At 70.6% G+C, this 24,356-nt stretch carries 18 protein-coding genes; 10 read left to right on the top strand and 8 right to left on the bottom strand.

Features of this window, described 5'->3' with window-relative positions:
• Positions 1 to 325 precede the first annotated feature (325 nt).
• On the top strand, positions 326 to 1,618 hold the full coding sequence (locus LRX76_RS02215; protein WP_231801396.1) for a nucleotide sugar dehydrogenase: 1,293 nt from the start codon (positions 326 to 328) through the stop codon (positions 1,616 to 1,618).
• A 204-nt stretch (positions 1,619 to 1,822) separates the two neighbouring features.
• Here the strand turns inward: LRX76_RS02215 and LRX76_RS02210 are convergent, their stop codons facing one another.
• Positions 1,823 to 3,079 carry a TIGR03862 family flavoprotein gene (locus LRX76_RS02210; protein WP_231801386.1) on the bottom strand — a complete coding sequence of 419 codons (1,257 nt, stop codon included), beginning with the start codon at positions 3,077 to 3,079 and terminating at the stop codon, positions 1,823 to 1,825.
• Positions 3,080 to 3,090: 11 nt separating this feature from the next.
• Positions 3,091 to 3,522, bottom strand: coding sequence for an FKBP-type peptidyl-prolyl cis-trans isomerase (locus tag LRX76_RS02205; RefSeq protein WP_231801384.1), 432 nt, complete (start codon positions 3,520 to 3,522; stop codon positions 3,091 to 3,093).
• Positions 3,523 to 3,599: 77 nt separating this feature from the next.
• Between LRX76_RS02205 and LRX76_RS02200 the strand changes: the two genes are divergently transcribed.
• From LRX76_RS02200 to LRX76_RS02190, 3 genes are all read left to right on the top strand, one after another.
• The gene (locus LRX76_RS02200; protein ID WP_231801382.1) at positions 3,600 to 3,968 is read left to right on the top strand and encodes a DUF6164 family protein; all 369 of its coding nucleotides are present in this window, start codon (positions 3,600 to 3,602) and stop codon (positions 3,966 to 3,968) included.
• 32 nt (positions 3,969 to 4,000) lie between these two features.
• On the top strand, positions 4,001 to 4,747 hold the full coding sequence (locus LRX76_RS02195) for a sulfurtransferase (RefSeq protein WP_231801380.1): 747 nt from the start codon (positions 4,001 to 4,003) through the stop codon (positions 4,745 to 4,747).
• A gap of 259 nt (positions 4,748 to 5,006) precedes the next feature.
• Entirely contained in the window at positions 5,007 to 5,657 is a 651-nt protein-coding gene (locus LRX76_RS02190) for a response regulator (RefSeq protein WP_231801378.1), read from the top strand.
• 952 nt (positions 5,658 to 6,609) lie between these two features.
• On the opposite strand, the gene rne is transcribed toward LRX76_RS02190, so the two are convergent.
• Complete coding sequence (rne, locus tag LRX76_RS02185; RefSeq protein WP_231801793.1) at positions 6,610 to 9,849, bottom strand: ribonuclease E; 3,240 nt, start codon at positions 9,847 to 9,849, stop codon at positions 6,610 to 6,612.
• Between the two features lie 416 nt (positions 9,850 to 10,265).
• On the opposite strand from rne, the gene LRX76_RS02180 reads away from it, so the two are divergent.
• Positions 10,266 to 11,240 (top strand): RluA family pseudouridine synthase, encoded by a 975-nt coding sequence (locus tag LRX76_RS02180; RefSeq protein WP_231801371.1) that lies wholly within the window; start codon positions 10,266 to 10,268, stop codon positions 11,238 to 11,240.
• An 88-nt stretch (positions 11,241 to 11,328) separates the two neighbouring features.
• On the opposite strand, the gene zupT is transcribed toward LRX76_RS02180, so the two are convergent.
• From zupT to LRX76_RS02165, 3 genes are all read right to left on the bottom strand, one after another.
• A complete protein-coding gene (gene zupT / locus LRX76_RS02175; protein WP_231801370.1) occupies positions 11,329 to 12,138 on the bottom strand; it encodes a zinc transporter ZupT in 810 nt (269 codons plus the stop codon).
• 112 nt (positions 12,139 to 12,250) lie between these two features.
• Positions 12,251 to 12,676 carry an energy transducer TonB gene (locus LRX76_RS02170; protein WP_231801369.1) on the bottom strand — a complete coding sequence of 142 codons (426 nt, stop codon included), beginning with the start codon at positions 12,674 to 12,676 and terminating at the stop codon, positions 12,251 to 12,253.
• Between the two features lie 4 nt (positions 12,677 to 12,680).
• Complete coding sequence (locus LRX76_RS02165) at positions 12,681 to 13,022, bottom strand: 4a-hydroxytetrahydrobiopterin dehydratase (protein WP_231801368.1); 342 nt, start codon at positions 13,020 to 13,022, stop codon at positions 12,681 to 12,683.
• Positions 13,023 to 13,126: 104 nt separating this feature from the next.
• Between LRX76_RS02165 and LRX76_RS02160 the strand changes: the two genes are divergently transcribed.
• Together LRX76_RS02160 and LRX76_RS02155 are read left to right on the top strand one after the other, a co-directional pair.
• Positions 13,127 to 13,726 carry an NfuA family Fe-S biogenesis protein gene (locus LRX76_RS02160; protein ID WP_231801367.1) on the top strand — a complete coding sequence of 200 codons (600 nt, stop codon included), beginning with the start codon at positions 13,127 to 13,129 and terminating at the stop codon, positions 13,724 to 13,726.
• A 16-nt stretch (positions 13,727 to 13,742) separates the two neighbouring features.
• The gene (locus tag LRX76_RS02155; RefSeq protein WP_231801366.1) at positions 13,743 to 15,473 is read left to right on the top strand and encodes a transmembrane repetitive protein; all 1,731 of its coding nucleotides are present in this window, start codon (positions 13,743 to 13,745) and stop codon (positions 15,471 to 15,473) included.
• 90 nt (positions 15,474 to 15,563) lie between these two features.
• On the opposite strand, the gene LRX76_RS02150 is transcribed toward LRX76_RS02155, so the two are convergent.
• Together LRX76_RS02150 and LRX76_RS02145 are read right to left on the bottom strand one after the other, a co-directional pair.
• Positions 15,564 to 16,001: a cytochrome c gene (locus LRX76_RS02150; RefSeq protein WP_231801365.1), complete on the bottom strand. Its 438-nt coding sequence runs from the start codon at positions 15,999 to 16,001 to the stop codon at positions 15,564 to 15,566.
• A 10-nt stretch (positions 16,002 to 16,011) separates the two neighbouring features.
• On the bottom strand, positions 16,012 to 16,380 hold the full coding sequence (locus tag LRX76_RS02145) for a c-type cytochrome (RefSeq protein WP_231801364.1): 369 nt from the start codon (positions 16,378 to 16,380) through the stop codon (positions 16,012 to 16,014).
• Between the two features lie 200 nt (positions 16,381 to 16,580).
• On the opposite strand from LRX76_RS02145, the gene LRX76_RS02140 reads away from it, so the two are divergent.
• From LRX76_RS02140 to LRX76_RS02130, 3 genes are read left to right on the top strand one after another with little or no spacing between them, the layout of a single operon-like run.
• A complete protein-coding gene (locus LRX76_RS02140) occupies positions 16,581 to 17,717 on the top strand; it encodes an efflux RND transporter periplasmic adaptor subunit (RefSeq protein ID WP_231801363.1) in 1,137 nt (378 codons plus the stop codon).
• On the top strand, positions 17,714 to 21,217 hold the full coding sequence (locus LRX76_RS02135) for an efflux RND transporter permease subunit (RefSeq protein ID WP_231801362.1): 3,504 nt from the start codon (positions 17,714 to 17,716) through the stop codon (positions 21,215 to 21,217). Before LRX76_RS02140 ends, LRX76_RS02135 begins: the two co-directional genes overlap by 4 nt.
• Positions 21,214 to 24,279 (top strand): efflux RND transporter permease subunit, encoded by a 3,066-nt coding sequence (locus LRX76_RS02130; protein WP_231801359.1) that lies wholly within the window; start codon positions 21,214 to 21,216, stop codon positions 24,277 to 24,279. The genes LRX76_RS02135 and LRX76_RS02130 overlap by 4 nt, the downstream gene beginning before the upstream one ends.
• The last annotated feature ends 77 nt before the right edge of the window (positions 24,280 to 24,356 follow it).

The following is a 24,356-nucleotide window of genomic DNA, read 5'->3' as shown; positions in this document are numbered from 1 at the left end:
CGCTACCGCACCGGGCTTGGCTCGGCGTTGGCTCGGATGCCAGGGCATCCAGGGCGTTCGCCGACTTTGACGGGCTTCACCTCGGGGGTTTCCCCCGGAGGGCTCAAATCGTTCAAGTCCCTTGTGTCTACCAGTTTCACCACTCGGGCATTGCGATAGCGTGCCTGATCGCGGCGCGGATGGGAATGCCCGCAGCGGCCGCAGGCCGGCCGCGTGCGGCAATCGGCGCACCGCCGCGGGCGCCTGCCGCTATCGGCCAGCTGCGCACGGCGACTATCATGCGGGCCATTCGCCGCCCGTGCGGCCGAAGGATACAAGGACAGCAATGGCGCTTTCTCTACGCGACGATCCGACCGGGCCGCGCATCGCGGTGATCGGCCAGGGATACGTCGGGTTGCCGCTGGCGGTGGAGTTCGGCAAGTCGCTCGATACCCTGGGCTTCGACATCGATGCCGCGCGCATCGCCGAACTGGAGTCCGGCCACGACCACACCCTGGAACTGGACGATGCCGAGCTGGCGTCCGCCGCGCACCTGCGCTACAGCGCCGACGTCGCCGAACTGGGCGATCGCAACGTCTACATCGTCACCGTGCCCACGCCGATCGACGCGCACGAGCAGCCGGACCTGCAGCCGCTGCGCAGCGCCACCGCGCTGGTCGCCGGCGCGCTCAAGCGCGGCGACCTGGTGGTCTACGAATCCACCGTCTATCCGGGCACCACCGAGGAAGTCTGCGTGCCGTTGCTGGAGCAGGGCTCGGGGCTGCGCTTCAACCAGGACTTCTTCTGCGGCTACAGCCCCGAGCGGATCAACCCGGGCGATCGCCAGCGGCGCCTGGTGGACATCCGCAAGATCACCTCCGGCTCCACGCCCGAGGCGGCCGCCGCCGTGGACGCGCTGTATGCCGGCATCATCGTCGCCGGCACCTGGCCGGCACCGTCGATCCGCGTGGCCGAGGCGGCCAAGGTGGTGGAGAACATCCAGCGCGACGTCAACATCGCGCTGGTCAACGAGCTGGCGCTGATCTTCGACCGCCTGGGCATCGATACCCAGGACGTGCTGGAAGCGGCCGGCACCAAGTGGAACTTCCTGCCGTTCCGGCCCGGGCTGGTGGGAGGGCACTGCATCGGCGTGGACCCGTACTACCTGCTGCACAAGTCCGAGAGCGTGGGCTACCACCCGGACCTGATCCACACCGCGCGGCAGGTGAACAACCGCGTCGGCAGCCACGTCGCCGCGAAGGTGCAGTCCCTGCTTTCCGACAAGGGCGTGGCCATGGAGCAGGCGGCGATCCTGGTGCTGGGCGTCACCTTCAAGGAGAACTGCCCGGACCTGCGCAACAGCCGTGCGCTGGACCTGGTGCAGGCCTTCGCCCAGGCCGGTGCCAGTGTGCACGCCTGCGATCCCTGGGCCGATGCCGATCTGGCCGCGCGCCTGAGCGGTGGCGCGCTGCGGCTGGAGCCGCAGGCCGGGCACTACGACGCCGTCGTGCTCGCCGTTGCCCACCAGCAGTTCCGCGAGCTGACGGCGGCGCAGATCCGCGCCCTTGGCAAGCCCGGCGCGGTGATCTACGACGTCAAGTCGGTGTGGCCGCGCGAGGTGGTGGACGCCAGGTTGTGAGGACCTGCCTGCCTCCTCGGCGCAGGGGCGGTGTCAACCGCTCCGCCGCCGAGGTGATCGGCGGCAACGAATCTGTCGAACCTGTTGTAGGAGCGACTTCAGTCGCGAGGGCTCTACCGGTAAGGCCTCATCGCGACTGAAGTCGCTCCTACAGTCGCTCCTATAGTTGTTCCTACGGCCGCCCGTACATGTCTTCGCATCGTCTCATCGCTGCGCGAAGGCGCCCGACAGCCACTCCACCGCACCGTTGCCGGCGCGCAGTCCGCTGGCGAAGCAGGCGGTCAGCAGGTAGCCGCCGGTAGGCGCCTCCCAGTCCAGCATCTCGCCGGCGCAGAACACGCCGGGCAGGGCGCGCAGCATCAGCGCCTCGTCCAGCTCTTCCAGGCGCACGCCGCCGGCGCTGCTGATCGCCTCGGCGACGGGGCGGGGGCGCTGCAGTCGCAGCCGCAGCTGCTTGAGCGTATCGACCACCGCCTCGATGTCCTGGCCGGCGTCCCTGCCGAGCCGCTCGAACACCAGTGCCGCCTTGACCGCCGACACGCCGGCCTGGCGGCGCAGGTGCTCGCCGAAGCTGCGGCCGTGGCGCGGCTTGCGCAGGTCGGCGAGCAGGCGCTGGCGCTCGCGTCCCGGCACCAGGTCCAGTTCCAGCGTCGCCTCGCCGTCGCGCTCGATGGCCTCGCGCAGGTCGGCCGAGGCGGCGTACACCAGGCTGCCTTCGATGCCGCTGGCGGTCAGCACGCATTCGCCCTGCTGCACGTGCACCTGGCCGTCGCCCGTGCGCCAGCGGGCGAGCACCGGCTTGAGCGGCGCGCCGGCATGCTGGCGCGCCAGGTGTTCGCTCCAGCCGATGTCGAAGCCGCAGTTGGCCGGCCGCAGCCGTGCCACCTCGATGCCGCGCGCGTGCAGCAGCGGCTGCCAGGCACCGTCGGAGCCCAGCTGCGGCCAGCTGGCGCCACCGAGCGCCAGCACCACGGCATCGGCCCGGGCGACGTGCTCGCCGTCGGGCGTGGCGAAGCGCAGCCCGCCGTCCTCGCTCCAGCCCTGCCAGCGGTGCAGCACGTGGAAGTCCACCCCGGATTCGCGCAGGCGCCTGACCCAGCCGCGCAGCAGCGGCGCGGCCTTGCGGTCGCCGGGGAAGATCCTTCCCGAGCTGCCGACGTAGGTGTCCACCCCCAGCCCGCGCGCCCATTGCCGCAGCGCGTCGGCATCGAAGTCGGCCAGCCAGCGCGACACCTCGGCCGCGCGCTCGCGATAGCGCGAGACGAACAGTTCGAACGGATCGGAGTGGGTGAGGTTCAGCCCGCCCTTGCCGGCGATCAGGAACTTGCGTCCCACCGAGCCCTTGCCCTCGTACACGTCCACCGCCAGCCCGGCGCCGCGCGCGGCCTCTGCGGCCATCAGCCCGGCCGGGCCGCCGCCGATCACCGCGACGCGGCGCGGCGCGGGAGAACTCGAATCCATGCGGGCGAGGATCAGTGCGGCTCGATGCCGAGCAGCTCGACATCGAACACCAGCGATGCGTTGGGCGGGATCGCGCCGCCGGCGCCGCGCGCGCCATAGCCGTAGTCGGGCGGAAGCATCAACGTGCGCTTGCCGCCCACGCGCATGCCGGCCACGCCCTGGTCCCAGCCGCGGATGACCTGGCCGCCGCCGAGCACGAAGCTGAAGGGCTGGCCGCGGTCGAGCGAGCTGTCGAACTTGCCGCCGTGCTTGTCGGCGGCGTTCTCGTCGTACAGCCAGCCGGTGTAGTGCACGCTCACCTTCTGCCCGGCGCTGGCCTCGGCACCGTCGCCGACGCGCGTGTCGATCTTCTCGAAGGCGGAGATGCTGCCGCCGGGCGGCGGGCCGGGGGGCTGGCAGGCGGCCAACAGGCCAAGGGCGATGATCGACAGCAGGCGGCGCATGCGGAGTTCCGGTCGGACAGGGCGTGCAAGATTACCGCAGGCGACACGCCCCGGCGTCCTGCCTCTATCATCGTGCGATGGCGAAACTGCTGCTCAACCTGCGCAACGTGCCGGCCGACGAACTGGAGCAGGTCTGCTCCCTGCTCGACTCGCACCGGATCGGCCACTACCGCACGCGTCCGAGTCCATGGGGCATATCCTCCGGCGGCGTGTGGCTCGAAGACGACGGCGACTATCCACGGGCGCGGCGCGTGCTCGACGGCTATCAGCTGCAGCGCCGGCAAGCGGCACGCAGCGAGCGCGAGGCCGCCCTGCGCGAAGGCCGCGCTGAGACCTTCGCCACGCTGCTGCGGCGCCGGCCGCTGTACGTGCTGGCGACGCTGCTGGGCATGGTCTTGATCGTCGCGCTGGTGCTCGGCCTGCCGTTCCTGATCCTGGCGCGCTGAGGCCGCCGCCCGCGGTGTCCTAGAATGTGCGGATGATCGTCAACGCCGCCGCCTACCATTTCGTCACCGTCTCCGATCCCGACGCGCTCGCGGCCCGGCTCGAGGACATGGCCGGGGCCGCGCGGCTGCGCGGCACCGTGCTGGTGGCCGGCGAGGGCATCAACCTGTTCCTGGCCGGCCCGGAGCAGGGCATCGAGGACTTCTTCGCGCAGCTCCGCCAGGACTCGCGCTTTGCCGACATCCGCGTCAAGTACAGCCACAGCGGCGCGGTCCCGTTCGCCACGTTGAAGGTGAAGGTGAAGCCTGAGATCATCAGCTTCCGCCGCGAACATGCCGATCCGCGCGGCCGCCGGGCGCCGCTGGTGGACCCGCCGACGCTGCGGCGCTGGCTGCGGCAGGGCCATGACGACCAGGGCCGGCGCGTGGTGATGCTCGACACTCGCAACCGCCAGGAGGTCGAGTACGGCACCTTCGCCGGCGCGCTGACGCTGCCGATCGCCAGGTTCACCGAGCTGCCGCAGGCGCTGCAGCCGCACCGCGATGGCCTGCGCGACGCCACCGTGGTGAGCTTCTGCACCGGCGGCATCCGCTGCGAGAAGGCCGCGTTGTGGATGCAGGCCGAGGGTATGGACAACGTGCTGCAGCTCGACGGCGGCATCCTTGGCTACTTCGAGCAGGTCGGCGGCGAAGGCTACCGGGGCCGCTGCTTCGTGTTCGACCAACGGGTGGCGCTGGATCCGCAACTGCAGCCACTGGTCGATGCGGCGCAGCCGGACTGAGCGGACCCGTTCGGAAAAGCCTGACGCCACGTCCGTCGATCTCCCGATGGCCGGGCCGCGCGGCATGGTGCATCGTTGCGGTCACGCCCGGGGACGTGTGGCAGATCCCGTCACCCGGGCGCAGCGGGAAAGGGGTATCGTCGGTTTCGATTGCAAGCGGCTGTGTGCCCGGTAACGGCATGGGAGCGTTGTCCGGGTTGTCCTGAATTGTTCGCGCGGCTAGGCTGGCGCCGCCGCATTGTCTGATGGGGTGACACGGATGACTGTGAGGGTGTTCCTGGTCGATGACCATGCGCTGGTGCGCACCGGCATGAAGATGATCCTTTCCGGCGAGACCGACATCGAGGTGGTCGGCGAGGCGGATTCGGGCGAGGCGGCGCTGCCGCAGATCCGCAGGCTCAAGCCGGACGTGGTGTTGTGCGACCTGCATCTTCCCGGCGTCAGCGGGCTGGAGGTGACCGAGCGGATCCTGCGCGGCGGCGATGGCACGCGCGTGGTCATCGTCTCGGTGCACGAGGACGGCCCCTTGCCCCGGCGGCTGCTGGAAGTGGGCGCTTCCGGCTACGTCGGCAAGGGCGGCGATGCGCAGGAACTGCTGCGCGCGGTACGCGATGTCGCCCTGGGGCGGCGCTACCTGGGCAGCAACATCGCACAGAACATCGCCCTGGCCAATCTCAAGGGCGAGGGATCGCCGTTCGACGCGCTGTCGCCGCGCGAGCTGGAAGTGGCCCTGCTGCTCACCCAGGGATTGCGCCAGGAGGACATCGCCAGGCGCCTGTGCCTGAGTGCCAAGACCATCAACACGCACAAGGCGCGCCTGTTCGAGAAGGTCGGCATCCAGGACAACATCGCCCTGGCACGGCTGGCGACGCAGTACGGCCTGCTGGATCCCGCGCGGCCGATGAACTGATACCCGCGCCGGACCGGCGCGCACCTGGGGATGGGGCGGGCCACCGCCGTCGTAAGGGGACAACGGCAGCCTCGATGGCTTCCGGGGGGAGGACGCCATGTCATGACCGGCGCTGTTGCCACAACCCTGGACGGCGGCTCGAGCCGGATCCCGGGACTTCGCGATGGTGCCGCATCGGGGGAGCATGCGGTGCCAGTCCCTGCGCAGCGAATGCAGGTGCAAGAGGGGCGGGGAAAAGTCTTGTTCGCGTCGGATGATGCTGCCTGCAGCGGCTGCGAAGGCGGGCCACGGCGTGACCCAAGCATGTGCGGTGCACCCGGGTCATCGACCGTACCGGAAGCGTTGCGTTTGCCCGGGATGCGGGTCTGCATCGGCAACCCGCCTACTTCCCCTCGGCACGGTCGGGGAAAAAAAGACCTGATCAGCGCTAACCGTCAGTTGTGGTGCCAAATCGACCGGCGTTCCCGCGAACGCGCATGCTGTCCGGGGAAAACTCAGGATCGGACAGTTGTCGGCTGAAGTGGCGTGGCTCGCGCTCGGAAGAATGGAACGCGTCGTCCCCGCGCAAGCGGGGACCCAGCGACTTGCGCGGTGAGATCAATCAGCTACGCAATCTCCCGGTAGCTCCACCTTTCAATGCACAGGCACTGGATCCCCGCTTGCGCGGGGACGACCAGCACGCGGATGGGCGGCCCACGGTCCGGGTCCCGCCGTCGCCAGCGAGGTCGCAAGGCTGCTGCCGCAAGCCTTCGCCGGCCAGGCAGGAAAAACTTCCCCAGTAGTACGCGAAAGCGGGGACCCCGCGACTCGAGCCTGTGCCGCGGCAAGGCACTGGATCCCCGCTTTGGCGGGGATGACGCCTGGTGGAAATGGAGGGGCTGACGCTCGACGCCAATCAAAAAAAAAGAAGCGGCCATCGGCCGCTTCTTTTCATTGCGATCCAGCCTGGCGATCAGCCGGCCTTTTCCTTGTGCTCTTCGTCCTTGCGCTTTTCGTCATCCGGACCATGGCCGTGGTCCTGCCTTTCGGCGGCCTCGGCCTCTGCCCCGGGATCCGCAGGGCCGGTGGCGACGAACAGGCCGGGTTCCGCAGCCACGGGTTCCAGGCTCGCTTCGGTCTTCTGCGCCGGTTCGTCGTCGTTCGCCTCGACCGCGGGCACGGAAGGCGCCTGCTGTTCCGGCTGGATGGTCGCGCTTGCGGGTGCCGCCGCCTCCTGCGGTTCGGTCACGGGCAGGGCGTCGAGCAGGTTGGTCTGCACCGGGATGGCCGGCTTGACCACTTCCGTCTCCGCAGCGGCTTGCGCGACTTCCGCGACCGGCTCCGCCGCCACTTCCACGGCGGGTGAGGCGGGCGCGGGCGCCTGGTCGTCGACGCGTTCGGCGCTGACATCGGCCGGCGCGGCGGCAGGCGTATCGGCCAGTGGCGCTGCAGCCGTGTCGACGGCCGCGACCGGTTCGGCCTGGGCCACGTTCGGCGCTTTCTCGACGGCAACCGGCTTCGGAGCCTCGGAAGCCTCCTGTTCCGGCGCAGCTACTTCCGCGGCGGTTGCGACGCTGGCTGCGGCCTGCTTCCTGTGCGGCCTGGCGTGCTGCGGCTTCGCTGCCTCGGCGTGCGGCCTGGCCTGCGCGGCGGGAGCCTGCTCGGCGGGACGGCTGCCATCGGAAGCCGCGGCCTCGTCGTCGAAGTCGAACTCCGGCTGGCTGCGGCGCGGCGCGCTGGCCTCGGCATCGCCCGTATCCGGCTCGCCGTCGCTGTCGGCATCCGCATCATCGGCGGCGCCGAGCGTGCCGGCATCGGTCTCGGCCTGGGCGTTCTCGCCGGCACCGCGACGACGGCGACGACCGCCGCGACGGCCACGGCGGCGACGGCCTCCGGCTTCGCCGCCGGCATCGGTGGCCGCATCCTCGGGGTTCTGCTCCGGGACTTCGGCCGCCTGCAGCGGCTGGTTCGTGTCCTCGGCCTGCAGCGGCTGTTCCTTCTCCTTCGCCGGCTCCTTCGCCGGCGCCGCATCCACCTGGGCGTGCTCGACGGCGGCAACGACCGCGGTCGCGGCCACGGCTGCGGTGGCGGGCACGGTGGCAACTGCCGTATCCGGCTGGGCCGGAGCCGCCTTGGCGATGTCGTCCTGCGGCTGGCGCGGGGCGCGCTGCGGCTTCTCGGCACCACCGTCCTGGGCCACGTTCTGTTGCTGCCGCGGCGGACGCGGCGGCTTGGGGGCCTTGGGCTGCTGCTGGCCCTTGGGCTCCTGGCGCTGCTTGGGCTGCTGCGGACCGGCCGCGGCAGCCTGACCTCCGTTACCGTTGCCGCCGCCGGGGCGACGGTCCTCGCGGCGCTCCTTGCCGCGGTTCTGCGAACCGGCCTGGCGGTCGTTGCGGCGGCCGTTGCGCTCGCCGCGCTCGTTGCGGCGGTTGCTGCTGCCATTGCCATCCTGCGGGCGCGGGCGCTGTTCCTGGCTGTCGGGCGCGGCCACCGGCTCGGGAGTGCCGAAGATGCGCTTGAGCCAGCCCACCACGCCGCCGGCTGCGGCGGGGGCCGCGACCGGCGCGGCGGCGACCGGCGCAGGTGCCACCGGTTCCGGTGCCTCCTCGCGCAGCGGCGCGGGCGCGCTGTGCTTGACCTGGGTGACCGCCGGGGCCGGCGGGATGTTGAGCTGGGCCTTGGTCAGGGCGTGCACCGGCAGCTTGCGCGGGGTTCCGCGCTGGTAGCTGGGCTTGCTGCTTTCCTCGCCGAGCTCGTTCTCGCGCAGGCGGGTGACCTCGTAGTGCGGGGTCTGCAGCTGCTCGTCGGCGACGATGACGATCGGCGCGTCGTGGCGCTTCTCGATCTCGCTGAGCGCACGGCGCTTCTCGTTGAGCAGGTAGTTGGCGATCTCCACCGGGGCCTGCACCAGCACCTGCCCGGTGTTCTCCTTCATCGCGTGCTCCTCGGCGACGCGGATGATCGACAGCGACAGCGACTCGATGCTGCGCATGCGGCCCTGGCCCTCGCAGCGCGGGCACACGATCTGGCTGGACTCGCCCAGGCTCGGGCGCAGGCGCTGGCGGCTCATCTCCAGCAGGCCGAAGCGCGAGATGCGGCCGATCTGCACCCGCGCGCGGTCGTACTTGAGCGCGTTCTGCAGGCGGTTCTCGACCTCGCGCTGGTGCTTGGACGAGGTCATGTCGATGAAGTCGATCACCACCAGCCCGCCCAGGTCGCGCAGGCGCAGCTGGCGTGCCACTTCCTCGGCGGCCTCCAGGTTGGTCTGGAACGCGGTTTCCTCGATGTCGCCGCCCTTGGTGGCGCGCGCCGAGTTGACGTCGACCGCGGTCAGCGCCTCGGTCTGGTCGACGACGATGGCGCCGCCGGAGGGCAGGCGCACCTCGCGCTCGTAGACCGCCTCGATCTGCGACTCGATCTGGAAGCGGTTGAACAGCGGGATGTCGTCGCGGTACATCTTCAGCTTGCGCAGGCTCTGCGGCATCACCTGCTGCATGAACTCCTGGGCGGTGGCGTACAGCTCGTCGGTGTCGACCAGGATCTCGCCGATGTCGGCGCGCAGGTAGTCGCGCAGGGCGCGCACGATCAGCCGCGACTCCTGGTAGATCAGGAACGGCGCCGGCTTGCTCAGCGCGGCCTCGGCGATGGCGCGCCAGATGCTCAGCAGGTAGTCCAGGTCCCACTGCAGTTCCTCGGCATCGCGGCCGACGCCGGCGGTACGGATGATCACCCCCATGTCGTCGGGGATGTTCAGCTTGTCCATCGCCTCCTTCAGCGCGGCGCGGTCGTCGCCCTCGATCCGGCGCGAGACGCCGCCGGCGGTGGGCGAGTTGGGCATCAGCACCATGTAGCGGCCGGCCAGCGAGATGAACGTGGTCAGGGCGGCGCCCTTGTTGCCGCGCTCCTCCTTGTCCACCTGCACCACCACTTCCTGGCCCTCGCGCAGCAGCTCGCGGATGCCGGCCTTGTGGGCGTCGACGCCGGCCTGGTAGTAGTCGCGGGAGATTTCCTTCAGCGGCAGGAAGCCATGGCGGTCGGCGCCGTAGTCGACGAAGGCGGCTTCGAGGGAGGGTTCGAGCCGGGTGATGCGGCCCTTGTAGATGTTGGACTTCTTCTGTTCCTTGGACGGCTGTTCGATGTCGATGTCGTACAGGTTCTGGCCGTCCACGATGGCCACGCGCAGTTCTTCGGCCTGCGTGGCGTTGATCAGCATTCGCTTCATTGTGATGCGTTCCTCGCGCGCTGCTACCGCGCGGAACGCCATGGCGTATCGCCTCTGGTCACGGTTCGCCGCCCTTCGCGCGATGCGCGGTCAGGGCGGTTTGGGTTTCCAGCGCTACGACACCACGGCAAGCCGCGGGAGCGCTCTCTGTTCATGTTTTTGGGGTGTTACGGGCCGGCGGCAGCTTCCAGCCAGGCTGGGGCGCCGCACGGGACGTGTTCAGCGCGGACGCTTGCGGCGTCCGGCGATGGCCGGGCATGCCGGTGAGCCGCTAACATGGCCGCCCCGGGGGCGGTGGTCGCGCACTGTGCCGGAATCGAAGGAAGACCGGGCTTCTGGCCTGTGGCAACTTCCAACGAAATCAAACCCTTATCTCGCCCGCCGAGTGTAACAGAATAAAGAGCCCGATGACCGAACCCACCCCTCCCAGCAATCCCCGGTCCGGCAAGGTTCCGGTTCGCATCGTCAAGGTTCCCGACGATCGCGGCGGCCAGCGCCTGGACAACTTCCTGCTGGGCCAGCTCAAGGGGGCGCCGCGCAGCCTGGTGTACAAGCTGGTGCGCAGCGGCCAGGTGCGGGTCAACGGCGGCCGCGCCAAGGCCGAGCGCAAGCTCGAGGCCGGCGACGAGGTGCGGGTGCCGCCGGTCCACCTGAACGAGGAGGCCGAGAAGGCGGGGCCGCCCCAGGCCTTCCTGGCGAAGCTGGAAGCCGCCATCGTTTACGAAGATGAACGGTTGTTGGCGCTGAACAAGCCGTCCGGCGTGGCCAGCCACGGCGGCAGCGGCATCAGCTTCGGCGCCATCGAGACCCTGCGCGCGCTGCGCCCGAACCAGAGCCTGGAGCTGGTGCACCGGCTCGACCGCGACACCTCCGGCCTGCTGGTGGTGGCCAAGAAGCGCTCGGCGCTGACCGAACTGCAGGCGCTGCTGCGCGAGGGCCACGGCGCCGGCATCGCCAAGCGCTACCTGACCCTGCTGGTCGGGCGCATGCCCGACGGGGTGATGTCGGTGGATGCGCCTCTGCTGGTGGGATTGCGCCAGGGCGGCGAGCGCCATGTGCAGGTGAATGCCATCGGCAAGCCGTCGCTCAGCCATTTCCGCGTGCTGGAACGGCGCGGCGGGCATTCGTACTGCGAGGTGCGGATCGAGAGCGGGCGCACCCACCAGATCCGCGTGCATGCCCAGCACATCGGCCATCCGGTGGCGGGCGACGACAAGTACGGCGATCCGGAGGTCAACAAGCGCCTGCGCGGGCAGATCGGCCTGAAGCGGTTGTTCCTGCACGCCGCCTCGCTGGAATTCGCGCTCGACGGGGGCAGGTCGCCCTATCTGCTCAACGCGCCGCTGGCGCCGGAGCTGTCCGAGGCGCTGGACAGGCTCTAGGGGCGGGATCGGGGATTCGGGATTGGGGAATGGACAGAAGCCACGCGCCTTTGCGAATCCCCAATCCCGAATCCCCAATCCCGGCCCATCACCACTTGAACATCACCAGGCTCAGCGCCAGCGTCGCCATGCCGGTGACCAGGCCGTAGACGGTCTCGTGGCCGCGTGCGTAGCGCTTGGCCGCCGGCAGCAGTTCGTCCAGCGCCAGGAACACCATCACCCCGGCTATAAGGCCGAACACCAGCCCGAACACCGCATTGGACAGCACCCCGGCCAGGGCGACGTAGCCGATCACCGCGCCGATCGGCTCGGCCAGCCCGGACAGCAGGCTGGCGCCGAACGCATAGAGCTTGTTGTGGGTGGCGAAGTACACCGGCACGGCGATGGCGATGCCTTCGGGAATGTTGTGGATGGCGATGGCGAAGGCCAGCGGCATGCCCACCGAGGGGCTCTCCAGCGTGGCGAAGAAGGTCGCCAGCCCTTCGGGGAAGTTGTGCGCGGTCACCGCCACCGCGGTGAGCAGGCCGACGCGGCGCAGGTAGCCCTGGCTGCCCTTGTGGAACAGCGGGTCGCCCGGATCCAGGCTTTCGTGCGGGTTGGGGATGAAATGGTCGATGGCCACGATCAGCAGGACCCCGCCGAGGAAGGCCAGGGTGCCGAAGGTGAAGCCCAGCCTGTCGCCGTAGTCCAGTGCGAACGAGGCGATGGCCTTGTTGAGGATCTCCGACAGCGAAACGTAGACCATGGCGCCGCCGGCGAAGGCCAGCCCGAAGGCCAGCAGGCGCGGGTCGGGACGCTTGGAGAACAGCACCATCAGGCTGCCCAGCGCGGTCGCCAGGCCGGCGGCGAGGCTCACGCCCAGTGCGATCAGCACGCCGTGGTTGAAGAGATCGGACATGCTGCGGTTCCGGATCGTGATGGAGGGGCGGGAGCCTGCCGGCGGGTAGAGCCCCGCCATGCGCCCCGCCGGGGGCGCATGGTGTCAGGTCGTGGTCAAGGCAGTGCCGCGATCAGCCGCCGCGGCGGTTGCGCTCGTCCAGGGAGAAGCATTCGTCGGGGCGCGGCTCGGGCGGGTTGAAGGTCACCGGCACCTGGATCTTCTGCTCCACCGGCTTGCCGTTGCGGGTGGCGGCGTTGAACAGCCAGTCGTGCACGCGGGTCTGCGCGGCCTGGTCCAGCGCCGGCTGGCCACTGCTGGTCTGCACCTGCACGCTGGTCGGCTTGCCCTCGATACCGACTACCACGTCGAGCACCACCGTGCCGCCGGTGCCGGCGCAGGCCAGCTCGACCGGGTAGTTCGGCGGCGGCGTGTTCACCGCGCCCACCTGGGTCGGCGCTGCGGCCGGCGCCGTGTCGGCCGGGGCATCGGATTTGCCGCAGCCGGCGAGCGGCAGGGCCAGGATGGCGCACAGGGGCAGCAGGAGACGGGTTTTCATGGCATCACTCCGTGAGGGCAGAGGCTTTGGCGGCGCAGATGAAGTCGTTCTCGCTCAGGCCGCCGGCGTCGTGGGTGGAATAGCGCACCACCACGTGGTCGTAGTGCACGCCGAGGTCGGGATGGTGATCCTCGCGATGTGCAGTCCACGCCAACGCGTTCACGAAGGCCATCGTCTCGTGGTAGTTGCCGAAGCGGAACGTGCGGCTGATCGCCGCACCGTCCTCCACGAGTTCCCAGCCCGGCACCTGCGGCAGCAGTTCTGCCAGGCGGGCGCCGCTCAGGCGCGATTCGCGGCCCTTGCAAGGCAGACAGTGAGCCTGGACCAGCGGAATGAGATCGGTCATGCGGTCCTCCCGGGGGCGGCCCCAGGGTGGGGCGGCGCGATGGTTGCGGCGAGCGGTTGCGGTTGCAGTGAGCGGTTAACATCCAAGTGGCTAGAATAACCCGCATGATCCAGATATCCGACCGCGCCCAGACGCATTTTCGCCGCCTGATCGAACGCGAGGCCGTGCCCGGCATGGGCGTGCGCCTGAGCGCCGTCGATCCGGGAACGCCGCGCGCCGACGCGCGCCTGGAATTCGCCGAGCCGGCCGACCTGGCCGGCGACGAGTGGGCGGTGGACTGCGAGGGCTTCACCCTCTACATCCACGCGGCCAGCGTGCCGTGGCTGGACGGGGCGGAGATCGACTTCGTGACCCAGGCCACCGGCAGCCAGCAGCTGACCATCAAGGCGCCGAAGATCAAGGGCGAGGCGCCCGGCGAGGCGGCGTCGCTGGTCGAGCGCGTGCACTGGGTGGTGGAGAACGAGATCAACCCGCAGCTGGCCTCCCATGGCGGCCGCGTGGCGGTGCAGGAAGTCGCGGCCGACGGCACCGTGCTGCTGCGCTTCGGCGGCGGCTGCCAGGGTTGCGGCATGGCCGACGTCACCCTCAAGCAGGGCATCGAGAAGACCCTGATGGGCCGCGTCCCCGGCGTGACCGCGGTGCGCGACGCCACCGACCACGACCGCGGCGCGGCGCCCTACATCCCCCGCGACAGCGCGGCCTGACCCCCGCCTTTCGCCGGTGACCGCCCGGGCCGAAGACATCCTGCAGGCGCTGCTGGCCCGCCGCCCCGCGCCGCTGCTGGAACGCCGGACCGGCCTGCCTCATGGCTGGGCGATCTGGCTGGATTCGTTGCGGCCGGTCCAGGTGCCGTTCGATGGCAACGAGGTGGCGCGGGAGATGGCATCGCACGCGCCGGCCGGGCGCGAGCGCGGTTCGGGAGCGGTGCTGGGGTTCTGGCAGGCCTTTCGCCGGCTGTGGTGGCAAGGATGGGAGCCGGCACCGGCCGACCAGCGCGGACTGCGCCGGCTGGCCGCGCTGGCCAGTTTCCTGCTGCACGTGTTGCTGGCGCTGGCACTGCTGTGGATCGCGCACGTCCACTGGGCGGTGCCGCCCGACGATGCAGACGATTCCGGCCAGAGCGGACGCATGCAACTGCGGTTCGTCGGCCGCGGCACGCAGCAGGAGCAGGGCGGCGGCCAGGGCGAGGCCCCGCCCGCAGCCGCCACCGGCGCCGCGGCGCGGCGGCAGGCCGTCCCGCGCAGTGCCGCTCCGGCGCAAGCGCAGCCGGGGCCGGCCGCACCTTCTCCCGAGCCGCCGGCCGATACGCCTGCGCCGGAGTCGCCGGTCGCCGAGCAGCCGCCGACGGCCGCCGCCGCGCCGCAGCCCTTGCAGGTGACCGAGGCTCCGGTACCGACCTCGGACTTCGTGCTGCCGCCGCCACCCGCGATGCGCGCCGCGCCCGCGGTCGTGCCCGCGCCGGCGACGACGCAGCTGCAGGTGATCGAGCGCGAGGTGCGGCCGGTCGAGGATGCGCCGCCTGCACCGCCACGCATCCAGCCGCGCGAGGTCGTCGTGCCGGCCCCGTCGGTGGCGACCGAAGTGCGCGAGCGCGAAGTGACAACCGTGCCGCGCGCCGACGTGCAGGTGCCGCAGGTACGCCAGCGCGAGCCGGAAACGGCGCTGCGCATGCCCGAGCTCGAGGTGCGCCAGGCGGAACTGCCGGCGCCGGAGATTGCGTCCACGTCCACTTCCACGTCCGCGTCCGCGGCGGCCGATAGTGCCGAGGCCGCCGCTTCCCCCGCATCGGCCCAGGCTGCGCCGGCGGCTCCGGGCAGCACGCCGGCGGCCTCGGCAGGCAGTGGCAGTGGCCAGGCCCCCGCGCCTCCTTCCGTTGCGCCGGGCGCGCCGGGCACGGCATCGGCCCCGGGCCAGGCCGGTCCGCGTGCGGTCGATCGCAGCGGCGGCTGGGACAGCGCGGCCCGCGCCGACGACTGGGGCGCGGCCGCCCGCAGCCAGCGGGGCGATGCCGGCGCGTCGGCGCGGCAGGGCGAGGGCCTGTTCGATGCGGACGGCCGCGCGCGCGTCCCGGGTGCGGGCCAGGCCGGAAGCGGCTCGCAGGGCCGTGGCGCGCCCGGCGGCGGCGCCGATACCTGGACGCGCGACCGCATCGCCGAGTCCGGTACCTGGCTCAAGCGTCCGCCCTACGACTACACCCCGACCAGCCTGGACCGCTACTGGGTGCCGAACGAGTCGCTGCTGGAAGAGTGGGTGCGCAAGGGCATCAAGAAGATCGAGATCCCGATCCCCGGCACCAGCGCCCGCATCAGCTGCGTGGTGTCGCTACTGCAGTTCGGCGGCGGCTGCGGCCTGACCAATCCGAACATGAACGAGCAGCCGGCCACGGCGCGGCCGCCGCCGGACGTCCCGTTCAAGAAGGAGCTGCAGGAAGACAACGGCAGTGAGCGCTGAGGGTGGGGATTCGGGATTGGGGATTGGGGATTCGAGAAAGCGGGAGCCAGGCTTTTGCCAATCCCGAATCCCCAATCCCCGATCCCGGCCTCACTTGACCCCCTGCAGGTCGCGCAGCTGCGAGGACTGCGAGGCGAAGTACGCGGCCAGGTCGGCGATGTCCTGGTCGCTGAGCGCGGCGGCCTGCGGCGTCATCAGCGGATGCTGGCGATCGCCGGATCGATAGGCCTGCAGCGCATGGGCGAGGTAGTCGCCGTACTGGCCGCCGATCTTCGGGTAGGTCGGGTCCAGCGGCTTGTTGCCGTCTGCGCCATGGCAGTCGACGCAGCTCTGGCCGCTGGCCTGGCCCTTGACCTGCGCGCGCTGCTGGCCCTGGGCGACGCGCCCGGCGGGCAGGCCGGCCGAGGACGAGGCCGGGCGGTCGCCGCCGGCATCGTGCGATTCCTCTTGCGATGGGCTGCAGGCCGCCAGCCCCAGGGCGGCGAACAGGACGAGGACGGGACGCGACAGGTACGCGACGTTCGACATGGCGTGTCCCTTACTTGAGATTGGAGAGGTAGGCGGCGAGGTCGGCGATGTCCTGCTCGGAGAAGCTCTGCGCCTGTGCCTGCATGGTCGGGTGCCGGCGCTTGTTCTGCCGGTACTCGGTGAGCGCCTGGGTCAGGTACTGCGCCGACTGGCCGCCGATCCGGGGCACCCGGTAGCTGGGGTAGGCGTTCTTGTAGCCGGTGATGCCGTGGCAGCCCTGGCAGGTGTAGGCCAGGACGCGGCCGTTGTCGAAGTTGCCGGTGACGGCGGGGGCAGGAGCGGGAGCGGCGAGCGCCGGGGGCGTGGGAGCGGCGATGGCGTCCCACGGCGCCAGCGACATGACCAGGGCGAGACAAGCGGCTAGCGGCTGCGTGCGCATGGTTTCGTGTCCGGAATGTAGGGCCGTTCCGGCGTGGGGGGAACACGGAACGGGACCGAGTATAGCCGCGCCCCCGGCCGCGCATAAACGCGCGCTGCGGCATGCCCGTGCAGGCGCGGCATGACCTTTGGCGCATGGATCTATCGTTATGGTGGGGTAGTTTCCTACAACACCTGATCACGAGCGCCATTACCATGCAGATGCCGCCATCTTCCTTTCCCGCCGGCCGTGGCCGCGCTGCGTACGCCGCGCTGCTGCTCGCCGCCGCGCTGCTTCTGGGAGGCTGCAAGTCCGGCGATGCCCAGCCCAAGGATGCCGCCGCCAGTGCCGCGCAGAACGCTGCAGAAGCGGTGCCGGTGGAGGTGGCCAGGGCGTCGCGCCGCACGGTGGCGGCCAGCTACACCGGCACCGCGGCGCTGGAGCCGCGCGCTGAGTCGCAGGTGGTGGCCAAGACCTCCGGGGTGGCACTGGCGGTGCTGGTGGAGGAAGGGCAGCCGGTGGCCGCCGGCCAGCCGCTGGTGCGGCTGGACCCGGACCGGGCGCGGCTGGCGGTGGCGCAGAGCGAGGCGCAGCTGCGCAAGCTGGAGAACAGCTACCGCCGCGCGCAGCAGCTGATCGGCCAGCAGCTGATCAGCAGCGCCGACGTGGACCAGCTCAAGTACGACCTGGACAACGCCCGCGCGCAGTACCGGCTGGCGACGCTGGAGCTGTCCTATACCACGGTGGTGGCGCCGATCGCGGGCGTGATCGCCTCGCGCTCGATCAAGACCGGCAACTTCGTGCAGATCAACACGCCGATCTTCCGCATCGTCGACGACTCGCGCCTGGAGGCCGCGCTCAACGTGCCCGAGCGCGAGCTGGCCACGCTCAAGCCGGGGCAGCCGGTGACGCTGCTGGCCGACGCGCTGCCGGGCCGCTCCTTCGCCGGGCGGGTCGACCGGGTGGCGCCGGTGGTGGACTCGGGCAGCGGCACCTTCCGCGTGGTGTGCGCCTTCGACGAGGATGCGCAGGCATTGCAGCCGGGCATGTTCGGCCGCATCCGCATCGACTACGACCAGCGCGCCGACGCGCTGGTGGTGCCGCGGCTGGCGCTGCTGGACGACGGCGAGCCGGCGGTGTTCCGGGTGCGCGAGGGCAAGGTCGGCCGCGTGCAGGTGAAGCTGGGCTATGCCGAAGGGCCATGGGTGGAGATCCGCGACGGCCTGGCCGAGGGCGACCAGGTGGTCACTGCCGGCAAGGTCGCGCTGCGCGACGGCTCGGCGGTGCAGGTGATCGGCCAGCCGCTGCCGGCCAAGGCGGTAGCGGCGGCGGAAGGCGCGAAGGCGGGCGGCCGATGAGCGGCGCCGGCCTGCCCTCCGGGCACGGCGAGGCGCCGCCGCCGGCGCGCGGCGGACTGGTCGAGTTCGCCACCCGCCGCCGCGTCACCATCGCCATGATCACGGTGACGCTGCTGCTGTTCGGCTTCATCGCTCTGGGCAACCTCAAGGTCAACCTGCTGCCGGACCTGAGCTATCCCACGCTGACCGTGCGCACCGAGTACACCGGCGCGGCGCCGGCCGAGATCGAGACGCTGATCACCGAGCCGGTGGAGGAAGCGGTGGGCGTGGTCAAGAACCTGCGCAAGCTCAAGTCGGTCTCTCGCACCGGCCAGAGCGACGTGGTGCTGGAGTTCGCCTGGGGCACCGACATGGACCAGGCCGGGCTGGAGGTGCGCGACAAGATGGAGGCGCTGGAACTGCCGCTGGAAGCCAAGGCGCCGGTACTGCTGCGCTTCAACCCGTCCACCGAGCCGATCATGCGCCTGCTGCTGTCGAGCACGTCGGCCGCGGCCGGCGACGCCGACGCGGTGCGCGAGCTGACCCTGCTGCGCCGCTACGCCGACGAGGACCTGAAGAAGAAGCTCGAACCGGTGGCCGGGGTGGCCGCGGTCAAGGTCGGCGGCGGGCTGGAGGACGAGATCCAGGTCGACATCGACCAGCAGAAGCTGGCCCAGCTCAACCTGCCGATCGACAACGTCGTCACCCGGCTCAAGGAGGAGAACGTCAATATCTCCGGCGGCCGACTGGAGGAGGGCTCGCAGCGCTACCTGGTGCGCACGGTCAATCAGTTCGCCGACGTCGAGGAGATAGGCAACCTGCTGGTCACCACCCAGGGCGGCAACGGCAACGCCGCCGAAGCGGCGCTGCAGCAGATGTACGCGATCGCCGCGGCCACCGGCTCGCAGGCGGCGATCGCCGCAGCGGCCTCGGCGCAGAGCGCGTCCTCGTCCAGCACCGCCAGCATCGCCGGCGGCATGCCGGTGCGGCTGCGCGACGTGGCGCAGGTACGCCAGGGTTTCAAGGAACGCGAGGCGATCATCCGCCTGGGCGGGCGCGAGGCGGTGGAACTGGCCGTCTACAAGGAGGGCGACGCCAACACCGTGGCCACCGCGGCGGCGCTGCGCAAGCGGCTGGAGCAGATCGAGGCGCAGATCCCCGGCGACGTCGAGCTGACCACGCTGGAGGACCAGTCGCGCTTCATCGAGCACGCCATCGCCGACGTCAAGAAGGACGCGGTGATCGGCGGCGTGCTGGCGATCCTCATCATCTTCCTGTTCCTGCGCGATGGCTGGAGCACCTTCGTCATCAGCCTGTCGTTGCCGGTGTCGATCGTGGCCACGTTCTTCTTCATGGGCCAGCTGGGGCTGAGCCTGAACGTGATGTCGCTCGGCGGACTGGCGCTGGCCACCGGGCTGGTGGTGGACGACTCGATCGTGGTGCTGGAGAGCATCGCCAAGGCGCGCGAGCGCGGACTCGGGATTCTTGATGCGGCCATCGCCGGCACCCGCGAGGTCAGCATGGCGGTGGTGGCCTCCACCCTGACCACGATCGCGGTGTTCCTGCCGCTGGTGTTCGTCGAGGGCATCGCCGGGCAGCTGTTCCGCGACCAGGCGCTGACCGTGGCCATCGCCATCGCGATCTCGCTGGCGGTGTCGATGACGCTGATCCCGATGCTCAGCTCGCTCAAGGGACGGCCGCCGCTGGCCTTCCCCGAGGAACCGCCGCATCCGCAATGGCAGCCGCGCCAGCGCTGGCTCAAGCCGGTGGCGGCCGGGCGTCGCGGCCTGGGGACGGCGCTGCGCGGCATGTTCTTCGGCGCCACCTGGCTGCTGGTGCGGCTGTGGCGTGCGCTGGTGGCGGTGGTGGCGCCGGCGATGCGCAAGGCCAGCGACATCGCCATGGCGCCGTATGCCCGCGCCGAGCGCGGCTATCTCAAGTTGCTGCCGGCGGCGCTGCGGCGGCCGTGGCTGGTGCTGGGCTGCGCCGCCGCCGCGTTCGCCGCGACCCTGCTGGCGCTGCCGACGCTGGGCGTGGACCTGATCCCGCAGCTGGCGCAGGACCGCTTCGAGATGACGGTGAAGCTGCCGCCGGGTACCCCGCTGCGGCAGACCGACGCGCTGGTGCGCGAGCTGCAGCTGGCGCACGCCAAGGACGCCGGCATCGCCTCGCTGTACGGCGTGTCCGGCAGCGGCACGCGGCTGGACGCCAATCCCACCGAGAGCGGCGAGAACATCGGCAAGCTCACCGTGGTGATGGCCAACGGCGGCAGCGCCAGGGTCGAGGCCGAGCAGACCGAGAAGCTGCGCGCGAGCATGCGCAGCCATCCCGGCGCGCAGGTGGACTTCGCCCGGCCGGCGCTGTTCTCCTTCTCCACGCCGCTGGAGATCGAGCTGCATGGCCAGGACATGGAGGGCTTGCAGGCGGCCGGACAGAAGCTGGCGGCGCTGCTGCGCGGCAATGCGCACTACGCCGACGTCAAGTCCACGGTGGAGCAGGGCTTCCCCGAGGTGCAGATCCGCTTCGACCAGGAACGCGCCGGCGCGCTGGGGCTGACCACGCGGCAGATCGCCGACGTGGTGGTGAAGAAGGTGCGCGGCGACGTCGCCACCCGCTACAGCTTCCGCGACCGCAAGATCGACGTGCTGGTGCGCGCGCAGGAAAGCGACCGCGCCAGCGTCGATGCCATCCGCCGGCTGGTGGTCAATCCCGGCAGCAGCCGGCCGGTGACGCTGGAATCGGTGGCCGAGGTGGTCGCCACCAGCGGCCCCAGCGAGATCCACCGCGCCGACCAGGCCCGGGTGGCGGTGGTGTCGGCCAACCTGCGCGGCATCGACCTGGGCGGCGCCATGGCCGAGGTGCAGGCGATGGTCGCCGCCGATCCGCTCGGCGCCGGCATCGGCATGCACATCGGCGGCCAGGGCGAGGAACTGGCCAGCTCGGTGAAGTCGCTGCTGTTCGCCTTCGGCCTGGCGATCTTCCTGGTCTACCTGGTGATGGCCTCGCAGTTCGAGTCGCTGCTGCACCCGTTCGTGATCCTGTTCACCATCCCGCTGGCGCTGGTGGGCGCGGTGCTGGCGCTGCTGCTGACCGGCAAGCCGGTGTCGGTGGTGGTGTTCATCGGCCTGATCCTGCTGGTGGGGCTGGTGACCAAGAACGCCATCATCCTGATCGACAAGGTCAACCAGCTGCGCGAGGCCGGGGTGGCCAAGCACGAGGCGCTGGTGGAGGGCGCGCGCTCGCGCCTGCGGCCGATCGTCATGACCACGCTGTGCACGCTGTTCGGCTTCCTGCCGCTGGCGGTGGCGATGGGCGAGGGCGCCGAGGTGCGCGCGCCGATGGCGATCACCGTGATCGGCGGCCTGCTGGTGTCCACGCTGCTGACGCTGCTGGTGATCCCGGTGGTGTACGACCGCCTGGACCGCCGTGCCGATGCCTGGTACGCCGAGCGCGGCCGCCGCGCCGCGCGCCGCTTCGCCGCCGCCGCCGGACAGGCGCCGGGCGCACTGGAGTCGGCATGAACGTCGCCGAGTTCAGCATCCGCCGCCCGGTCACCACCATCATGTGCTTCGTGTCGATGATGGCGATCGGGCTGATCGCCGCGTTCCGGCTGCCGCTGGAGGCGCTGCCGGACATCTCCGCGCCGTTCCTGTTCGTGCAGCTGCCCTACGGCGGCTCCACCCCGGACGAGGTCGAGCGCAACCTGGTGCGTCCGGCCGAGGAGGCGCTGGCGACGATGACCGGCATCAAGCGCATGCGCTCGGTGGCCAATGCCAGCGGCGCCAGCATCTTCCTCGAGTTCTCCGACTGGGACCGCGATATCGCCATCGCCGCCTCCGACGCGCGCGAGCGGCTGGACGCCATCCGCGACCAACTGCCCGACGACCTGCAGCGCTACCACGTGTTCAAGTGGTCCAGCAGCGACCAGCCGGTGCTCAAGGTGCGACTGGCCGGCGGCAGCGACCTGACCGGCGCCTACGACATGCTCGACCGCGAGTTCAAGCGCCGGCTCGAGCGCATTCCCGGCGTGGCCAAGGTGGAGATCTCCGGCGCGCCGCCGAACGAGGTGGAGATCGCCATCGCCCCGGACCGGCTGGTGGCCCACGGCCTGGCCCTCAACGACCTCAAGGAACGGCTGGCCAAGCTCAACTTCTCGGTCTCGGCCGGGCAGATCGACGACCACGGCCAGCGCGTGCGCATCCAGCCGGTGGGCGAGCTGCGCGACCTGCAGGAACTGCGCGAGCTGGTGATCGACGCCAAGGGCCTGCGCCTGGGCGATGTCGCCGACATCCGCTTCAAGCCCACGCGCATGGACTACGGCCGCCGCCTGGACGGGCGCCCGGCCATCGGCCTGGACATCTACAAGGAGCGTAACGCCAACCTGGTGGAGGTCTCGCGCGCGGCGCTGGCCGAGGTCGAGCAGATCCGCCGGCAGCCGGCGCTGGGCGACGTGCAGGTCAAGGTGATCGACAACCAGGGCAAGGCGGTGACCTCCTCCCTGGCCGAACTGGCCGAGGCCGGCGCGGTGGGCCTGCTGCTGTCGGTGACGGTGCTGTTTTTCTTCCTGCGGCACTGGCCCTCGACGCTGATGGTGACGCTGGCCATCCCGATCTGCTTCGTCATCACCCTGGGCTTCATGTACTTCGCCGGAGTCAGCCTCAACATCCTGACGATGATGGGCCTGCTGCTGGCGGTGGGCATGCTGGTGGACAACGCCGTGGTGGTGGTGGAGAGCATCTACCAGGAGCGCGAGCGCATGCCCGACCGGCCCGCGCAGGCCTCGCTGGTGGGCACCCGCAACGTCGCCATCGCGCTCAGCGCCGGCACCCTGTGCCACTGCATCGTGTTCGTGCCAAACCTGTTCGGCGAGACCAACGACATCAGCATCTTCATGGAGCAGATCGCCATCACCATCTCGGTGTCGCTGCTGGCCTCGTGGCTGGTGGCGGTGAGCCTGATCCCGATGCTGTCGGCGCGGATGAAGACGCCGGCGCTGGTGCGCTCGGAGACCGGCGCGATCGCGCGGCTGCAGCGCGGCTACGCGCGCCTGCTGGCGTGGTCGCTGGCCCACCGCGGCTGGAGCGTGGCCGGGATCGTGCTGGTCACCGCGCTGAGCCTGGTGCCGATGAAGCTGACCAAGGTCGACATGTTCGGCGGCGACGGCGGCAGCGAGGCGCGCATCGGCTACCAGTGGAAGGGCTCCTATACCCGCGAGCAGATGTCCGACGAGGTCGGCAAGGTCGAGGACTACCTGCAGGCCAACCGCGAGCGCTTCCACATCGTCCAGGTCTATTCGTACTTCAGCGAGCTGGAGGGCGGCGCCACCGTGATCACCTTCGATGCCGCAAGGATCGACAACCTGCCGGGCCTGCTGGACCAGCTGCGCAAGGACCTGCCGCGCTCGGCCCGCGCTGACCTCAGCGTCGGCAACCAGGGCGGGCAGGGCGGCGCGCAGGGCGTGCAGGTGCAACTGGTGGGCGATTCGCCGCAGACGCTGCAGGAGATCGCCCGCGAGGTGGTGCCGGTGCTGGCGCGCAACAGCCGGTTGCGCGACGTGCGCGTCGACAGCGGCGACCGCACCAGCGAGCTGGCAGTGCGGGTGGACCGCGAACGCGCGGCCGCGTTCGGCTTCAGCGCCGAGCAGGTCGCCGGCTTCGTCGGCCTGGCGCTGCGCGGCTCGCCGCTGCGCGAGTTCCGCCGCGGCGACAACGAGGTGCCGGTATGGGTGCGCTTCGCCGGCGCCGAGCAGACCTCGCCGGAGGACCTGGCCGGCTTCACCGTGCGCACCGACGATGGCCGCAACGTGCCGCTGCTGAGCCTGGTGGACGTGTCGATCCGCCCGGCCGCCAGCCAGGTCAACCGCACCAACCGCCAGACCACGCTCACCCTCAGGGCCAACCTGGGCGACAAGGTGACCGCGCCCGAGGCGCGCAAAGCCATGCAGGACACGCTCGAGGCGATGAGCTTCCCGGCCGGCTACCACTACAGCTTCGATGGCGGCGACTACCAGGACGACAACGCGGCGATGCAGCAGATGCTGTTCAACCTGGTGATCGCGCTGGTGATGATCTACGTGGTGATGGCGGCGGTGTTCGAGTCGCTGCTGTTCCCGGCGGCGATCATGAGCGGGGTGGTGTTCTCGATCTTCGGCGTGTTCTGGCTGTTCTGGATCACCGGCACCGCGTTCGGGATCATGGCCTTCATCGGCATCCTGGTGCTGATGGGCGTGGTGGTGAACAACGGCATCGTCATGATCGAGCACATCAACAACCTGCGCCGGCGCGGCATGGGCCGCAGCCAGGCGCTGGTGGAAGGCTCGCGCGAGCGGCTGCGGCCGATCATGATGACCATGGGCACCGCGATCCTGGCGATGGTGCCGATCTCGCTGACCACCACGCAGATGTTCGGCGACGGCCCGCCGTACTACCCGATGGCGCGCGCCATCGCCGGCGGGCTGGCGTTCTCCACCGTGGTCAGCCTGCTGTTCCTGCCGACGATCTACGCGATCCTGGACGACCTGAGCACCGGCACCGCGCGGATCGTACGCCGCGCACGCGGGGCGGTGGCCGCGCCGGCAATGTAGGCGTGGCACGCCTACGCCGTTTCTACACCGCTCCTGCGCAGGAGTCGTCGGCACGACAGGCCGGGGCCACGCCCCGG

Source organism: Stenotrophomonas sp. MMGLT7 (assembly GCF_021168555.1).
Classification (GTDB): Bacteria; Pseudomonadota; Gammaproteobacteria; order Xanthomonadales; family Xanthomonadaceae; genus MMGLT7.
Note: the sequence above shows the minus strand (reverse complement) of the source record. Positions and strands in the feature narration are given on the sequence as shown.

Coding starts and splice junctions, on each gene's coding strand:
- LRX76_RS02215 (WP_231801396.1), top strand. CDS start 326: ATGGCGCTTTCTCTACGCGACGATCCGACCGGGCCGCGCATCGCGGTG.
- LRX76_RS02210 (WP_231801386.1), bottom strand. CDS start 3,079: ATGGATTCGAGTTCTCCCGCGCCGCGCCGCGTCGCGGTGATCGGCGGC.
- LRX76_RS02205 (WP_231801384.1), bottom strand. CDS start 3,522: ATGCGCCGCCTGCTGTCGATCATCGCCCTTGGCCTGTTGGCCGCCTGC.
- LRX76_RS02200 (WP_231801382.1), top strand. CDS start 3,600: ATGGCGAAACTGCTGCTCAACCTGCGCAACGTGCCGGCCGACGAACTG.
- LRX76_RS02195 (WP_231801380.1), top strand. CDS start 4,001: ATGATCGTCAACGCCGCCGCCTACCATTTCGTCACCGTCTCCGATCCC.
- LRX76_RS02190 (WP_231801378.1), top strand. CDS start 5,007: ATGACTGTGAGGGTGTTCCTGGTCGATGACCATGCGCTGGTGCGCACC.
- rne (WP_231801793.1), bottom strand. CDS start 9,849: ATGCTGATCAACGCCACGCAGGCCGAAGAACTGCGCGTGGCCATCGTG.
- LRX76_RS02180 (WP_231801371.1), top strand. CDS start 10,266: ATGACCGAACCCACCCCTCCCAGCAATCCCCGGTCCGGCAAGGTTCCG.
- zupT (WP_231801370.1), bottom strand. CDS start 12,138: ATGTCCGATCTCTTCAACCACGGCGTGCTGATCGCACTGGGCGTGAGC.
- LRX76_RS02170 (WP_231801369.1), bottom strand. CDS start 12,676: ATGAAAACCCGTCTCCTGCTGCCCCTGTGCGCCATCCTGGCCCTGCCG.
- LRX76_RS02165 (WP_231801368.1), bottom strand. CDS start 13,022: ATGACCGATCTCATTCCGCTGGTCCAGGCTCACTGTCTGCCTTGCAAG.
- LRX76_RS02160 (WP_231801367.1), top strand. CDS start 13,127: ATGATCCAGATATCCGACCGCGCCCAGACGCATTTTCGCCGCCTGATC.
- LRX76_RS02150 (WP_231801365.1), bottom strand. CDS start 16,001: ATGTCGAACGTCGCGTACCTGTCGCGTCCCGTCCTCGTCCTGTTCGCC.
- LRX76_RS02145 (WP_231801364.1), bottom strand. CDS start 16,380: ATGCGCACGCAGCCGCTAGCCGCTTGTCTCGCCCTGGTCATGTCGCTG.
- LRX76_RS02140 (WP_231801363.1), top strand. CDS start 16,581: ATGCCGCCATCTTCCTTTCCCGCCGGCCGTGGCCGCGCTGCGTACGCC.
- LRX76_RS02135 (WP_231801362.1), top strand. CDS start 17,714: ATGAGCGGCGCCGGCCTGCCCTCCGGGCACGGCGAGGCGCCGCCGCCG.
- LRX76_RS02130 (WP_231801359.1), top strand. CDS start 21,214: ATGAACGTCGCCGAGTTCAGCATCCGCCGCCCGGTCACCACCATCATG.